The organism is Blautia caccae (assembly GCF_040095955.1).
In the GTDB taxonomy this organism is placed as follows: domain Bacteria; phylum Bacillota; class Clostridia; order Lachnospirales; family Lachnospiraceae; genus Blautia; species Blautia celeris.
The window spans coordinates 1-15,112 of record NZ_JBBMFP010000019.1; the positions used below are offsets into that span (position 1 = coordinate 1).

Sequence of the window (15,112 nt, forward strand, 5' to 3'; positions counted from 1 at the left end):
AAAGCCTATTCTTAAGACTTTTCACCACTCATTATCATAGAAGAATCTTATTTACAGACTTTTCTTCATAGTCTCAAAATTTAAATTTGAAAACTGGAAATGGGTAAAAAAACGGTTCGCGGACATGACATCGCGAACCGTTTTGTCTACAGTCTGAAAGGTGCCATTACCGGCACCTTTATCAAAAATCGTCATATAGGAGGATACGAATATCCGCAATGCGCCACCCCTTCTCTTTTCCATTGCACAGGCCGCTGATACTGCAATTGGCTCACAGCTGCCTGTGATTATATTTATTAAAATTATAACAAATCCATTCTGATTCCGATATGGAACATGCGCTCAAAAATAGCACAATATGCTTATTATTCTACAATAGACGCAGTTTCTGATAAATACTTTTTTAGTAAATTTTTTCCAATCTCCTGGCTTTTAAATGAATGACTGCCCAACTTTTTTACAGGCATAATACCCAACAGAGAATTTGTCAAAAACATCTCATCATAATCTAATATCATATCAGGAGTTAAAATCCGTTCCTTAATTTTGCAGGAATCATATATATATTTTCGAATAATTCCCGGCAGCATGCCGCAGGACATTGGTGGTGCGATAATGTCTTTGTCCTTTACAAAAAATATATTTGTGGTAGCGCCTTCTGAAAGTTCTCCTTTTGTATTCAAAAATATTGGTTCCTGAATTCCCCTCTTCCTGAAGCTTCTTTTTTCCATTAGGCAATCACCATAATTCAAAGTTTTGTGATAGGTCAAAGGAGAGGTTTCATTGCGCCGAACAGCGGAATAATCTGTAATAAATCCTTTTTCATAATCTTTTTTACGGTATGTATTTGGCCTGGTGGAAATAAGTACATTTTCTTTTGAAACTGTAATTTTTAACACCTTACTTCCCTTCTGCATATCTTGATTTTCTAAGGTATTTTTTACTTCCCTCTTTATTTCATCCATGGATATATTCGTAAGATTTAAAAATTTTAGAGTATTCAAAAGCCGATCATAGTGGTGAGACAGAAGTATAGGAACTCCATCTTTAACTGCAATTGTTTCAAAAGCACCAATTCCAAAAAAAAATCCGTCATCTGCTATTATCATTTTTCTCCTTTCAAATCATGCTGCATAAAAACTTTTGTCATTATTCATCACCAATAGCTTCCAGAATAGCCTTTGCTTTCTGTAGGGTTTCTTCATATTCAAATTCTGAGTCAGATTCACAAGTAATCCCCCCTCCAACGCCTATATAATAGGTATCATTTTGATAAACAGCGGTACGTATAACAATATTAAAATCACAATCTCCATTAAAAGAAAAGTACCCGATAGAACCGGTATATAAATTTCTTCTATCATGTTCCAGTTCATCAATAATTTCCATAGAACGTATTTTGGGAGCGCCGGTAATAGAGCCACCTGGAAAAGTAGCTTCTATTAAATCAGTAGTCTGAATTGTTTTCTTCATTTTACCGATAATAGTAGTAACCAAATGAAACACTGTAGCATAAGTTTCTACTGCAAAATGCTCCGTTACTATCACGCTTCCTGGTTCACAAACATGATTTAAATCATTCCTTTCTAAATCTACAATCATCAGTAACTCACTACGGTCTTTGGAGGATTGTTGTAATTCTAATTTTAACTGTAAATCTTCTTTTTTTGTTTCTCCACGCTTTCTGGTCCCTTTGATTGGTCTTGTTTCTATATTACCATTTTTCACCTGCAAAAAACGTTCTGGTGAAGCACAGGCAATTTGATAATCTCCTCCTTGAAAAAAGACGCCAAAAGGAGATGGATTATATACACGCAAATAACGATAGACATCATAAGGTTCTTTCTGACTGTATATTTTTAATTGCTGTGTCATATTTGCAATATAAATATCACCCTCTATGATGTAAGAAATCATTTTTTCAATGGCTTTTTTGTAATCTTCTTTTGTAAAATTTGGAGAAAATAACGCAAGTTGATATTTTTTTGGGGGTTTTAGAGAAAGATTACAAGATTTAATTTCTTTTTCCAATTCTGTAATTGCTGTTTCCGCATCTTTAGTTTCACCTCTTGCGGTGATATAAAGTGCTTTTTCTTTTTTATCATCAATAATCAAGAAATCATAAAATGCAAACATAGCTTCCGGCATATGGATTTTTTTTGGATGACGGGTAGAAATATGTTCAAACTTTCTTCCATAGTCATACGAAAAGTAACCAATTGCACCGGAAACCAATGGTAATTTCGTTGGATTTTTTTCCTGATATTTTTGTAAGGCCTTTTTCATTCCAAATTCAAAAGTTTCAAACTGCGGTTCATCATTTTTATAAAAAACTCCATCCTCTTCTTTTAATATCAAATAAGGCTCTAAGCCGATAATCGAAAATTGCCCCAGTTGATTTTCAAGAGAAGAATCTAAGAAAACAGCCATTTTTCTATTTTTATATTGCTCAAAAATATCTTCTGATTTCACATAAAAATCTAATTTATGAACTATAGTTCTCATGTATCTTCCACCATCCTTTGCATAATTCAATATAATTTTTAAGTATTTCGTGACCATATTCAGTTAACACGGCTTCAGGATGAAACTGCACACCAAAAATAGGAAATGTTTTGTGATGAATACCCATAATTATTCCGTCTTCTGAGCGTGCATCTATCTCCAATTCATCAGGAAAGCTTTCTTCACTGATAATTAAAGAGTGATAACGAGTTACATTGTAATGTAATGGAAGTCCTGTAAACAATTCTTTTTGATTTGTCACTATTTTAGATACTTTACCATGCATGGGTTTTAATCCCTTTTGAACGATCGCTCCAAACACATGACCTATAATTTGATGTCCCAGGCAAACACCTAAGATTGGAAGTCTGCCCGCCATTTTATTAACAATTTCTTTGCAGTTTCCACAGTCTTCAGGGCTTTTAGGTCCCGGCGATATAATCAATCCTTCAATTCTTTTAAGGGATACTAAATCTTCAATTTCTTCCACAGAAATTTTATCATTACGCACTAACTCTACCTTTTCCCCTAATTCTTCCATATAACATACAAGATTGTACACAAATGAGTCATAATTATCAATCATTAAATACATTTTTTTCCTCCAAAAAAACTGCCAAAAAAGTCCTTTCAAAGAACTTTTTTGGCAGTCTTCCAATTTCTGGGCACACCGATTATTGAGATAATTCATTATATCAGATTTTAGTAAACTTGTCTAGTCTTTCTCATGTACAGGTTTTGATAAAAAAATGTCCGTGACGAAAAGAAAAGCATTGTGCAAAATACATAAAAGATTGCACCGTAATTTGTAAAAAATATAAGAAAAACCTTATGATTTGTAGAAATACAAGAAAACCCTTTGACATTTAGATGTGAAAGGAGTATATTTAAATGCATCAAAGCGAAAACGTTTTTGAAAGCGATATTGTAGGTGATTATATGGCAGTTTCTATTAAAGATGTGGCTAAAAATGCCGGTGTATCTGTAAGTACAGTTTCAAGAGCCTTGAATGGTTATACGGATGTAAATGAAAAAACGAGAAAAAAGGTTCAAAAGACAGTACGCGAATTAGGATATGTGCCAAATCAGAGTGCTAAGAATCTATCCTCTAAGTCAAAGAGAAATATGGCATTGATCATATCTGATTTGTATAAAAATGAAAGAATGGATGAATTTACCGGCAATATACTCAGGGGAATTTATGAGTATGTGAACGAAAGAGGAACCACTGTAGCAACTTATGGAATCAGCACGAAAATGCAGAAAGAAAAACTATTGGAGGATATGTGCAGTGAATATAGTCTTTCGGGCGTTATTATCATGGGTATGAAAATACAGGATGAATATTTAATAGAAGCAGGTAGACTGGATATTCCCTGCGTTGCTATTGATACAGTGCTTCAGGGGAAAAATATTGCTACTGTGATGACGAATGATGAAGCAGCTTTTGAAGAGATCACAGACTATGTGTTGGATCAGGGACATAGAGAGGTGGTTTTAATAAAAGGTAAAGAAGATGCGGAAGTAACACATAAACGTTACCGGGGATTCAAAAAAGCCATTGAAAAGCATAGAATAGATATAGATAACATAGGGATTTTTGATTGCTATTTTAATGAAGCAAAAGCATTTGAAAATACAAAAGCATACATAGAAAAATATCAAAAAACAAGAGCTACCGCATTTATCTGTATGAGTGATCTGATGGCGCTTGGTGTCTGCCGAGCAGTAAGTGAGTGTGGATACTCTGTACCAGAAGATTTTTCTGTAACGGGATTTGATGGACTTTATACCCTGGACTATATAAAACCGGGAATTACCACCATAAACCAGAATATCAGGGAAAAAGGATATGTGGGGATAAAAGTTTTAAATGATATGCTGAATGGAGAAGTGGTTTCTGACAGGATATTTGTTCCTCATAAACTTATTGTAAGAGATTCAGTAAAGAGATTAGATATTTAAAAAGCAGCAGAGCCTGCTTTTTAAAATATAATTTTTCAAAAACGTTTTTGGAAATAAATAACATTCTTTAGGAGGTAAAATTTATGAAAATCAAAAAAGTAACAGCATTGGTATTGGCGTCTGTTATGGCGCTTAGTCTGACGGCATGCGGCGGCAACAAAAATGAAACGTCAGAAGGTGGAGAGGCAAAAGAAAGCAAAGGAGTTATCGAATTAAAGTTCCCAACATATCTTGCTGGTGAAAATGTGGGAGCAACTTTCTTTCTTCCTGAAATAGAGCGTTTCAATGAAAAGTATGAAGGAAAGTATAAAATTACAGTTGAAGAAGTTCCTCAGGCCTCTTATGCAGATAAAATCAAACAGCTTGCCCAGCAGAATAAGCTTCCTGTTCTGGTGCATGCTCCAGGTTCAGGCGGTATTGATACGCAGTGGTTCAAACAGATTGTACTGGCCAATGACATGGCATACGACTTGACAGAATTTGCGGAGGAAAATCCAGATGTAGCAGCAAACTGGATTCCCGAATCAAGGGAATTTTGTACAGTAGATGGTAAATTAATCTGTAAACCAACGAGCGTGCTCAAACCTGTAGGCCTTTATTATAACAGTTCCATGTACACTCCGGATAAGGATATCAGGGATATGACGGTTGATGAATTTGTGGACAGCTTGGGAGACAACAAGATAGCGTTTATGACGGCAGAAAACGGCTGGACAACTGCCTTAATGCTGACAGCTCTGATCGCAAACGAAGAGGGCGGTGTTGAACTGCTGAACAGTAGTGTGAATGATAAATTATGGGATTACTCTGCTCCTGCTTTTGTAAACGGAGTTGCAAAATTGCAGACAATACTTCAGAATAATGCGTCATCAAATACGGTAGGTGCAGCATATGCAGACGCAGCAAATGCATTTATGAGCAAAAATGCGGCAGTCATTTGTAATGGTTCTTGGATGGCACCTGAATTTGAAGAAGGCTCAGCAGATAAATGGAGCAATGGTTTTAATGGTGAAGATGTAAAAGCAACCATTTATCCTGGAAATATTGCATTCGCAAACCCCAGTTCATACGGGGAATTCTGGATAGCCAATACAGCAACTGATGAAGAGAAAGAAGCGGCGGAGGCGTTCCTTGCATTTCGTGATTCTCAGGAGGAAATTGAGGAATTGGTATTGACAGAAGGCGGGGTTGCTCCTCAGCTTACTTATTCGGACAACTTTTTGGCAGAACTGAAAAAAACTCCTTTGTTATATGAACTGTCTGAAAGCATGAATGATGAAACCACCTATTGTGCGAGTCTTGGGGATGTATTCCCTGCGTCTGTAGCCGATACAGAATTTGGCAAGCTGCTTCCAAAACTCATTGACAACACACTGACACCGGAAGAGTTTTGTGATGAACTGACAAAGAAGGCAGAGGAAGCAAAACAGTAAAATTTTGAAAAAGGGCAGCAGGAAAAGAGTAATTTCTTAAATCGCTGCCTGTAAGGAAACAAGCTGTCCAAAGGGATTTTCACGTTTGAGACAGCTTGTTTTAGAAGAAAGGAGAGAAAATTTTTGGTCAAAAAACAAAAAGTTAAGATCAGTAAGCTGGAAAGAAGAAATTATAAATGGATATATCTTTTCTTGCTCCCATCCCTTCTGATTTTTCTGATATTTTACCTACAACCCATTATTACCGTATTTTATACATCACTGACAAAGTGGGACGGATTTAATACACCAGTTTTCATTGGATTAAAAAATTATATGGATATGTTTACAAATGATGCATTCCGTATCTCTCTGAAAAATATACTTTTGTGGTCCCTGATCGCCGGAACGCTTCATGTAGGATTCGGCGTTTTGGTTGCGTTCATCCTGTATCACAAACCAAAGGGATGGAAATTCACTCGTGCAGTATTTATGGTGCCTAACGTTATCTCAGCGGCGGCATGGGCCATGATTTACAGATTTATTTTCAATGATGACATGGGTATTCTGAACAACATTATCCGCAAAATCAACCCGGATTTTCACATACAGTGGTTTTATGAGTCACCGTATGCATTCTGGGCAGTTACATTTACCTGGTTATTCTATGCGGTTATTGTCACGCTGATCGTACTCAATGACCTGATGGCTATTCCCGAAGAATTGACAGAAGCGGCAAAAGTGGATGGTGCAACGGGCTGGCAGATTACACGTATGATCCATCTTCCGCTCTGCCGGAATGCCATTGGTACAGGTGTGATATGCTCCATTACTTCCCGTGTAGCTATGTATGAACAGATTGCGCTCACCACAGCCGGAGGTCCCGGAGATGATACCATGAACCTTCCAATCATTTTGGTAAAAGCTATCCAAGATATGAAATACGGCTACGCCAACGCCAATGGTGTGATTATGTTTATACTTGGACTGATTATCTTAGCCATAGTCAACAGAGTGTTTAAAATGAACGAAAGTGTTTATTAAGGAAGGAAGGTCATCATGGAAAAAATGAAAAAGAAGATCATAAAAATTTTTATGTATACAGTAATGATATTCACAATTATCGTATCTGTTTTTCCGATTATCTGGGTTATCATGTCCGCCTTTAAAACAAATGCTCAGATTTTATCAAGTCCCTTTTCACTGCCTACCAGTATCAAGTTTGATGCATTTGTGTATATTTTTGAAAAGTATAACTTTGTCCAATACTTTATTAATTCTGCGCTGATCTGTGTGGTATCAACAGCTGCTTCCCTTGTGATATTTGCAATGGGCGGATATGTAATAGCAAAATTTAGATTTCCTGGGAAAAGTCTTATTTTTGCACTGTTTACCATTACTCTTCTAGTTCCGGCACAGTCTAAGGCTCAGCCTTTGTTTTCACTGGTCATGAAGTTAAATCTGTACGATAATATCTGGGGGGTTACGCTGGTATATCTGTCCATGGGGCTTGCCATGTCTATGTTTATTTTGAAATCAACCTTTATGGCTATTCCAAAATCACTGGATGAGGCGGCAACTTTGGATGGAGCGGGATTTTTCACTATATTCTGGAAGATAAATTTTCCACTGGCAAAAAGCGGACTTGCCACCGCAGGGATTCTGATGTTCCTGAATAACTGGAATGAATATTTCTATGCGTCCCTGCTTACTTCTTCTGACAAGAACAGAACACTGCCGCTGGCACTGCAGTTTTTTACGGAATCATTCTCTTATGACTACACAAAATTATTCGCTGCCCTGACAATTGTCGTACTTCCAGGCATTCTTTTATATGTATGTGCACAGGAACAGGTACAGGCATCTGTGGCGGCTTCAGGGGTAAAAGGCTAATATAGGAAGAGAGGAAAGCCGATTTATGAATATGATGAAATACGATGCAGGAACCGGAGAACTGAAAAACTGGCTGATTCAGGAAAACGCTTTTGATGAGAGATATTTGGGAAAATGTGAAGCCATTTTTGCCCAGGGAAACGGATATCTTGGTGTCCGCAACGCTTTGGAGGAGGCATATACAGGAGAAGTAAGAAATACATTCGTTACAGGAACGTTTAATAAAGCTTCCAGGGAAGAAGTGACAGAGCTGCCAAATGCTGCGGATATGACTGGTATGACAATTATGATAGACGGTCATAAAATCAATCTGTCCCAGGGAGAATTGAAAGCATATAAAAGAACTATGAACCTGAAAAATGGAGAGGTTATCCGTGAATTTACATGGACAAGCCCTTCCGGTGTGACCATAAATGCCCGGTTTCAGAGAATTGTATCGCTGGCGGATGAACATGTGATGGCAGCAGCCCTCTGTTTATCAGTGGATAAAGACGCAGCAGTGAGCATTGAAACGGGAATAGACGGTAGTGTGACAAACAGCGGTTCTCAGCATTTCAAAGACCTGAAAAGAAGAATTTATGAAGCAAGGGACATGCAGTATCTGGCAAAGACCACAGAATCCGGAGTTTGGTTTGCACAGCACGCGGCATGCAGCTTGGATGCGGAGGCAGAGGTACTTCCTATTATGGGAAGGAGAACCCTGATGAATAAATTTAGCTTCAAGGTGCCGGCGGGGCAATCGATTCATTTTGAGAAGATTTCCATTCTGCATACCTCCCGTGACAAGGTATATGAAGGCATGGATGCGGAAAATATTACGGAAACGCTGAAAAAAGATGGTATGACAGCTTTGAAAGCCGCATTTGCCAAAGGTTATGAAGTGCTGAAACAGGAAAGTGAAAACAAATGGAAAGAATATTGGAAGGAAAGTGATATTCTTATTGAAGGAGATGCGGATTTTGACCAGTTGGCAGTTCGTTTTGCGTTGTATCACTTAAATATTATGGTAAAGCATGATGATAACCGTGTGGGAATCGGAGCAAAAGCCCTCACGGGAGAAGGGTATAAAGGTCATTCTTTCTGGGATACAGAGATGTTTATTCTTCCTTATTTTACCTTTACAAGGCCGCAGACAGCAAGAACACTGCTGGAATACAGATACAGGAATCTGTTTGGAGCGCACCTAAAAGCCAGAGAATGCGGTTATGAAGGTGCCATGTACCCTTGGGAATGTGCTTGGGTTGACGACGGTGAGGTGACTCCATTGTATATCGGAGCAGATGTTGTTACAGGAAAGCTGACCAAATGCTGGACAGGAATTATTGAACATCATATTTCCGCAGATATTGCTTATGCAGTGGAACAATATTACCTGATTACAGGTGATAAAGAATTTATGAAAAATTACGGTTATGAAATTATTCTGGATACGGCGCTGTTTTGGGCAAGCCGGTTACAGTACAATGCAGAGAAAGATAGGTATGAAATCCTTGATGTTATCGGGCCGGATGAATATAAAGAACATGTGGACAATAATACATACACAAACTATATGGCTGCCAACAATATGAGCCAGGCTCTTAAAATTATTGCTCAGCTTTCGGAGGAAGATTCGGAATCGTATCGAAAGCTGGATGAAAAATTGGATCTTTCTTATATTAAAGAAAAGATTGAAGCATGTATTGATAAGATTTACCTTCCTATCCCCAATGAGGATGGAATCATTCCTCAGTCTGATCAGTTTCTGAGTTTAAAAAAGCTGGATCTTACGAAGTATAAGACCTCCGATAAGGTGCTGACCATTTACAACGATTTCAATACGGAACAACTGAATCAGTATATGGTTTCAAAACAGGCAGATACTGTTATGCTGCTGTTTCTTCTGGATACATTGTTTGATCAGGAAATAAAACGTAAGAATTTTATTTTTTATGAAGATAAGACGCTTCATGATTCTTCTTTGAGTAAATCTACACATGCAATCCTGGCAAATGATCTCGGTCTGGAAAAAATGGCATATGATTTGTATGAGGGAGCATTGACCATTGATTTGGGAACTCAGATGAAATCTTCTAACGAAGGAATCCATAGTGCATCCGCAGGCGGCATATGGGAGAGTACGGTAATGGGATTCGGCGGTGTGAGAATGGAAGGTGAGCATATGCGCATTGCTCCAAAACTGCCGGAAAAATGGAATAGGCTTATATTTCCGTTATGCTTTAAGGGGAATTCTTTCATAGTCAAAGCTGATCATAAATCAGTTGTGGTAGAAAACAATGGGAAAAAGGATGTTGCGATCCTTCTTGGAAAAGAAATGGTGACAATAGCAGCAGGGCAGAAAGTTAAAAGAAATCTATAGGGAGAGACATAACTATGAAATATCAAGGCGTCATTTTTGATCTGGACGGTGTAATCTGTCATACTGATGATTATCATTACCAAGCATGGAAAAGGCTGGCAAATAAACTTGGAATTTACTTTGATGAAACCATTAACAACAGACTAAGAGGGATAAGCCGTATGGAGAGTCTGGACATTGTTTTGGAAAAATACCATAAGACTCTCACCTGGGAAGAAAAAGTGAAGTATGCAGAAGAAAAAAATACCTTCTACAAGGAACTCCTTAGAAAAATGTCACCTGCCGATTTAAGCCTGGAAGTAAAGGAAACCTTGGATCAGCTTAAAGGAAAAGGTTTAAAACTGGCTATAGGCTCATCCAGTAAAAATGCGGGTTTTATTCTGGAAAGAATCGGGCTGGCCGCATATTTCGATGCAGTTTCTGATGGGAACAATATATCTAATTCAAAACCGGATCCGGAAGTATTCTTCAAAGCAGCTCATTTTATGAAGCTGGAACCAAAAGACTGTCTGGTTGTGGAAGATTCAGTAGCAGGACTACAGGCGGCAGTAAACGGAAACATGGATTGCGCAGCAATGGGTGATGCTGTGAAATCAGAATTGGCCGCCTACCAGCTTCAGAATTTTAAAGATTTACTGACGGCGGTGGAGGATGGCTTACAATGAAATGATGAATAGAAATATATCTGGTTTTGTCAGAGCGTTTATTTGGAGGAGGACTTTGTATTATGGAAAAAGCATGGTGGAAAGAAGCTGTAGTATACCAGATTTACCCTCGTAGTTTTATGGATTCCAACGGAGACGGAATCGGAGATCTGCAGGGTGTTATCAGTAAGCTGGATTATCTAAAGAAGCTGGGGATTGACGTTGTGTGGATGTCGCCCTGCTATAAATCTCCAAATGATGATAATGGATATGATATCTCTGATTACAGGGATATTATGGATGAGTTTGGAACAATGGAAGACTTTAGGGCGCTGCTGACGGGAATTCATGAAAGAGGAATGAAACTGATTATGGACCTGGTAGTAAATCATACTTCAGATGAACATCCATGGTTTATAGAATCCAGGAAATCTAAAGACAATCCTTACCGGGATTATTATATCTGGAGGGATGCAAAAGACGGAAAAGAGCCAAACAACTGGACCTCATATTTCTCAGGTCCTGCATGGGAATTTGATAAGACAACAGAGCAGTATTATCTCCATCTATTTACAAAAAAGCAGCCGGATTTGAATTGGGAGAACGAAAAAGTACGCTATGAAGTCTACGATATGATGAAATTCTGGCTGGATATGGGATGCGACGGATTCCGCATGGATGTTGCAAACCTGTATTCTAAAGTACCGGGACTGCCGGACGGGGAGCCGCGCCAAGGAAGGATTGGGGCTGAGAATTATCAGAACGGTCCCCGCATTCACGAATTTTTTCATGAGATGAACAGGGAAGTGCTGTCTAAATACGACATCATGACCGTAGGAGAAATGTCAGATGTCTCTCTTGAAGAGGCATTAAAATATGCAGGTAATGATAAAAATGAACTGAATATGGTATTCCAGTTTGAGCATGACGATCTGGATACCCTGGATGGGGAACGTTGGGCCTATAGAGAGGTTCCTCTTTCCGAATTAAAAAGAGTTTTTAGTAAATGGCAGACTGCAATGGACGGTAGAGGATGGAACAGCCTGTACTGGACAAACCACGATCAGCCCAGAACCGTCTCAAGAAGAGGAAATGATAAAGAGTTCCGAAAAGAGAGCCAGAAAATGCTGTATACCATGTTGATGACCATGCAGGGAACGCCCTATATCTATCAGGGAGAAGAAATCGCAATGACAAATGTTTCTTTCGACATTGAGGACTACGATGACGTGGAAATCCGTAACTGCTGGAGAGAGCGCGTGGTAAACGGAAATGCTGATCCCGAAAAACTGCTTGATGGCATTCGTTACCGTGCGAGAGATAATGCAAGAACACCTATGCAGTGGGATGATACAGAAAATGCAGGCTTTACCACAGGAAAACCGTGGCTTAAGGTGAATCCCAACTACAGGGAGATTAACGTAAAAGAAGCGCTTGCGGATGCAGATTCCGTTTTCTATTATATGCAGAGGCTTATCCGTATGAGAAAAGAAAATAAAGTTGCCGTTTACGGGGATTTCAAAGAGTATGAACCGGAAAACGAACAGCTTTATATTTATGAAAGAAACTTTGAAGGGGAAAAGCTGTTTGTAATTCTGAATTTTTCAGGGGAAAAAGCTAAGTTCCATATACCAGAAGAATGGAAAGATCAGAATACGGAGCTTTTGATCAGCAACTATAAAGGGGGAGCGTTGCAAGACAGAGAAATGCTTCCATACGAAGCGGCTGTGTATCTGAAAGTTAGATAAGCTTCCTGTTGCTTGCAGCCTCTTTTGACACTATCTGGAAATATATTGACGTTTGGAGGAAACAGTATGAGAGACATAAAGGCCAAAAACGAGGCAGTGATACAAGGTAAACATTACCGATTTACGGTGCTGACCCCCTGTCTGATAAGAATGGAATACAGTGAAAGCGGGAAGTTTGTGGATCAGGCCACCCAGACAGTGGTAAATCGTACCTTTCCGGTTCCGCAGTTCCGATTGGAGGAAACAGATTGTGAACTGAAGATCGTTACTTCTAAGTTGAGGTTGACATACAATAAAAAGCCCTTTTCTTCAGTGGGACTGAAGATTAACATTAGCGGAAATTTTCCGGGGATCCTGCCGGTATGGCATTATGGAGATGCAGTTTGTGATTTAAAGGGAACGGCCAGGACGCTGGATGGGGCTGATGGTGCGATACCTTTAGAAACGGGAATTTTATCTGCACAGGGCTTTAGCCTGCTGGATGATGGGGGAACCATGCTTCTGGATGAAAATGGATGGATTGCCAGTAGAGAGGACGCTGATGGGAAGGATTTATATTTCTTTGGTTATGGAAGAGACTATATCACATGTTTGAGGGATTTCCATATTCTCACAGGGGAAGTTCCGCTGCTGCCTAAGTTTGCTCTTGGAAACTGGTGGAGCAGATATTACAAATATACGGAAGAAAGTTATCTGAGACTGATGGATCGGTTTGCACAGGAGGAAATTCCTTTTACCGTGTCTGTATTAGATATGGACTGGCACATTACAGATGTGGATCCTAAATACGGAACCGGTTGGACCGGATATACCTGGAACTTAGACATGTTTCCTGATCCAAAGCGTTTCATGGATAAATTGCATGAAAAAGGGCTGAAGGTCACGCTGAATGTGCATCCGGCAGATGGTATAAGAGCCTTTGAAGACTGCTACAAACCTTTTGCGGATTATATGGGGGTTTTGGCAGAGCAGGAAGATCCGATTCCCTTCCAGCCAGGAGACGAGAAGTTTATGAAGGGATATTTTGATTATGTGCATCATCCTATGGAAAAGCAGGGGGTGGATTTTTGGTGGATAGACTGGCAGCAGGGAAATAATTCAGGAATCGAAGGATTAGATCCCCTGTGGGTGCTGAATCATTACCACTATGAGGATAGCAGGAGAAGTGGAAAACGTGGGCTGATCTTCTCAAGATATGCAGGACCGGGAAGCCACCGCTACCCTGTGGGATTTTCAGGCGACAGTGTGATCACCTGGGAAAGTCTTGATTTTCAACCTTATTTTACCGCGACTGCATCCAATATAGGATATGGCTGGTGGAGCCACGATATCGGCGGTCATATGCAGGGAATCAAAAATGACGAACTTGCAGTGCGCTGGCTGCAGTTTGGAGTGTTTTCACCTATTATGCGCCTGCACAGCACCTGCAATGAATTTAATGGAAAAGAGCCCTGGAGATACAATTCTATTGCAGAAAATATAATGAAAAAATATCTGCGTCTGCGCCATAAACTGATTCCCTATCTGAACACCATGAATCTGCGGGCTAATCAGGAAAGTATGCCTTTGATACAGCCCATGTACTATCATAATCCATTACAGGAGGAGGCTTATCATGTGCCGAACGAATATTATTTTGGTTCAGAACTCATAGTCTGCCCTATCACTTCACCGGTGGATAAGCGTACAGGAATGGCAAAATTTGCCGCATGGCTGCCGGATGGGATATGGGTTGACTTCTTTACAGGCGTGACTTATGAAGGTGGCAGAAACGTGGACTTTTACCGTGGAATTGATAAGATTCCTCTGTTGGCAAGAAGAGGTAGCATCGTACCTCTGGACGGCAGGGAAACGGGCAATGAACTGACCAATACAGATATCCTGGAACTTCATGTTTTCGCAGGAGACTCCGGAGAATTCTGCCTGTGGGAAGATGATTCCGATGCTGCAGAATTTGACCAAAATAGCTGGGCAAAAACTAAAATGCAGTACCATTGGGATGAAAATGCCCGGCTGACGATTCACAGAGCGCAGGGAAATCTGCAGGTCCTTCCTTCAAAGAGGGCATATAGAATTTGCCTTGCGGGCATGAAAGAAGGCTGTGACCCTAAAGTTCTCGCTGGAGGAAGAAAACTAAAGGGCATCAGCAGTAAATACTGTGCCGAAACAGGTTTTACTTGGATAGAAATTCCGGAGATAGATGTCACGGAGGATGTTATTATAGAAATGAACCAGGCTGCGGAAGGGGAAAATCAGATTGTACAGAGAATTTTTGACTTTCTGAATCAAGCTGAAATTGAGTTTGATCTAAAAACACGCATAATATCTGTTGTGCGCCAGCTGGAAACAGGAAAGAAACCTGTATATGTGCTTGGACAGTTACAGGCAATGGACCAGCCGGAAGAACTTATGGGGCCGCTGTGGGAAATTATTACGGCATTTGAAGAGTAAACGAAATTCACTGTCCGCTCACACTGCTTGTGAGCGGCAGTTTGGTTTTTATTCAAGATATCACCTTCTTTCCTTTTTGTTTAGATGTTAAATATATTATATATAATTAATATATTTTGTAAAAAGCTAAAAATA

At 39.5% G+C, this 15,112-nt stretch carries 11 protein-coding genes; 8 read left to right on the forward strand and 3 right to left on the reverse strand.

Going from position 1 to position 15,112, the window contains the following annotated elements; genetic code table 11:
- Positions 1-365: 365 nt before the first annotated feature.
- The 3 genes from WMO65_RS18470 to WMO65_RS18480 are packed head-to-tail and all read right to left on the reverse strand — an operon-like array spanning position 366 to position 3,100.
- A complete protein-coding gene (locus tag WMO65_RS18470) occupies positions 366-1,109 on the reverse strand; it encodes an aminotransferase class IV (RefSeq protein ID WP_103733190.1) in 744 nt (247 codons plus the stop codon).
- A 40-nt stretch (positions 1,110-1,149) separates the two neighbouring features.
- Entirely contained in the window at positions 1,150-2,505 is a 1,356-nt protein-coding gene (gene pabB, locus WMO65_RS18475; RefSeq protein WP_118594135.1) for an aminodeoxychorismate synthase component I, read from the reverse strand.
- On the reverse strand, positions 2,486-3,100 hold the full coding sequence (locus WMO65_RS18480) for an anthranilate synthase component II (protein ID WP_103733186.1): 615 nt from the start codon (positions 3,098-3,100) through the stop codon (positions 2,486-2,488). The genes pabB and WMO65_RS18480 overlap by 20 nt, the downstream gene beginning before the upstream one ends.
- A 296-nt stretch (positions 3,101-3,396) precedes the next feature.
- On the opposite strand from WMO65_RS18480, the gene WMO65_RS18485 reads away from it, so the two are divergent.
- The 8 genes from WMO65_RS18485 (at position 3,397) to WMO65_RS18520 (ending at position 14,977) form a co-directional block, all read left to right on the forward strand.
- Positions 3,397-4,470 (forward strand): LacI family DNA-binding transcriptional regulator, encoded by a 1,074-nt coding sequence (locus tag WMO65_RS18485; protein ID WP_225305299.1) that lies wholly within the window; start codon positions 3,397-3,399, stop codon positions 4,468-4,470.
- 83 nt (positions 4,471-4,553) lie between these two features.
- Positions 4,554-5,903 carry an ABC transporter substrate-binding protein gene (locus tag WMO65_RS18490; RefSeq protein WP_103732267.1) on the forward strand — a complete coding sequence of 450 codons (1,350 nt, stop codon included), beginning with the start codon at positions 4,554-4,556 and terminating at the stop codon, positions 5,901-5,903.
- Positions 5,904-6,026: 123 nt separating this feature from the next.
- Positions 6,027-6,926, forward strand: a complete 900-nt coding sequence (locus tag WMO65_RS18495; protein ID WP_103732268.1) for a carbohydrate ABC transporter permease — start codon at positions 6,027-6,029, stop codon at positions 6,924-6,926.
- Between the two features lie 15 nt (positions 6,927-6,941).
- A complete protein-coding gene (locus WMO65_RS18500) occupies positions 6,942-7,775 on the forward strand; it encodes a carbohydrate ABC transporter permease (protein ID WP_103732269.1) in 834 nt (277 codons plus the stop codon).
- A gap of 25 nt (positions 7,776-7,800) precedes the next feature.
- Positions 7,801-10,134: a glycoside hydrolase family 65 protein gene (locus tag WMO65_RS18505; protein ID WP_103732270.1), complete on the forward strand. Its 2,334-nt coding sequence runs from the start codon at positions 7,801-7,803 to the stop codon at positions 10,132-10,134.
- Positions 10,135-10,148: 14 nt separating this feature from the next.
- Positions 10,149-10,799 carry a beta-phosphoglucomutase gene (gene pgmB, locus WMO65_RS18510; RefSeq protein ID WP_054352422.1) on the forward strand — a complete coding sequence of 217 codons (651 nt, stop codon included), beginning with the start codon at positions 10,149-10,151 and terminating at the stop codon, positions 10,797-10,799.
- Between the two features lie 62 nt (positions 10,800-10,861).
- Positions 10,862-12,526 carry a glycoside hydrolase family 13 protein gene (locus WMO65_RS18515; RefSeq protein ID WP_103732271.1) on the forward strand — a complete coding sequence of 555 codons (1,665 nt, stop codon included), beginning with the start codon at positions 10,862-10,864 and terminating at the stop codon, positions 12,524-12,526.
- A gap of 66 nt (positions 12,527-12,592) precedes the next feature.
- Positions 12,593-14,977, forward strand: a complete 2,385-nt coding sequence (locus tag WMO65_RS18520) for a glycoside hydrolase family 31 protein (RefSeq protein ID WP_103732272.1) — start codon at positions 12,593-12,595, stop codon at positions 14,975-14,977.
- The last annotated feature ends 135 nt before the right edge of the window (positions 14,978-15,112 follow it).

What these genes read in the sequence shown, in the direction of transcription:
- WMO65_RS18470 (WP_103733190.1), bottom strand. Translation starts at nt 1,109, where the DNA reads ATGATAATAGCAGATGACGGATTTTTTTTTGGAATTGGTGCTTTTGAA.
- pabB (WP_118594135.1), bottom strand. Translation starts at nt 2,505, where the DNA reads ATGAGAACTATAGTTCATAAATTAGATTTTTATGTGAAATCAGAAGAT.
- WMO65_RS18480 (WP_103733186.1), bottom strand. Translation starts at nt 3,100, where the DNA reads ATGTATTTAATGATTGATAATTATGACTCATTTGTGTACAATCTTGTA.
- WMO65_RS18485 (WP_225305299.1), top strand. Translation starts at nt 3,397, where the DNA reads ATGCATCAAAGCGAAAACGTTTTTGAAAGCGATATTGTAGGTGATTAT.
- WMO65_RS18490 (WP_103732267.1), top strand. Translation starts at nt 4,554, where the DNA reads ATGAAAATCAAAAAAGTAACAGCATTGGTATTGGCGTCTGTTATGGCG.
- WMO65_RS18500 (WP_103732269.1), top strand. Translation starts at nt 6,942, where the DNA reads ATGGAAAAAATGAAAAAGAAGATCATAAAAATTTTTATGTATACAGTA.
- WMO65_RS18505 (WP_103732270.1), top strand. Translation starts at nt 7,801, where the DNA reads ATGAATATGATGAAATACGATGCAGGAACCGGAGAACTGAAAAACTGG.
- pgmB (WP_054352422.1), top strand. Translation starts at nt 10,149, where the DNA reads ATGAAATATCAAGGCGTCATTTTTGATCTGGACGGTGTAATCTGTCAT.
- WMO65_RS18515 (WP_103732271.1), top strand. Translation starts at nt 10,862, where the DNA reads ATGGAAAAAGCATGGTGGAAAGAAGCTGTAGTATACCAGATTTACCCT.
- WMO65_RS18520 (WP_103732272.1), top strand. Translation starts at nt 12,593, where the DNA reads ATGAGAGACATAAAGGCCAAAAACGAGGCAGTGATACAAGGTAAACAT.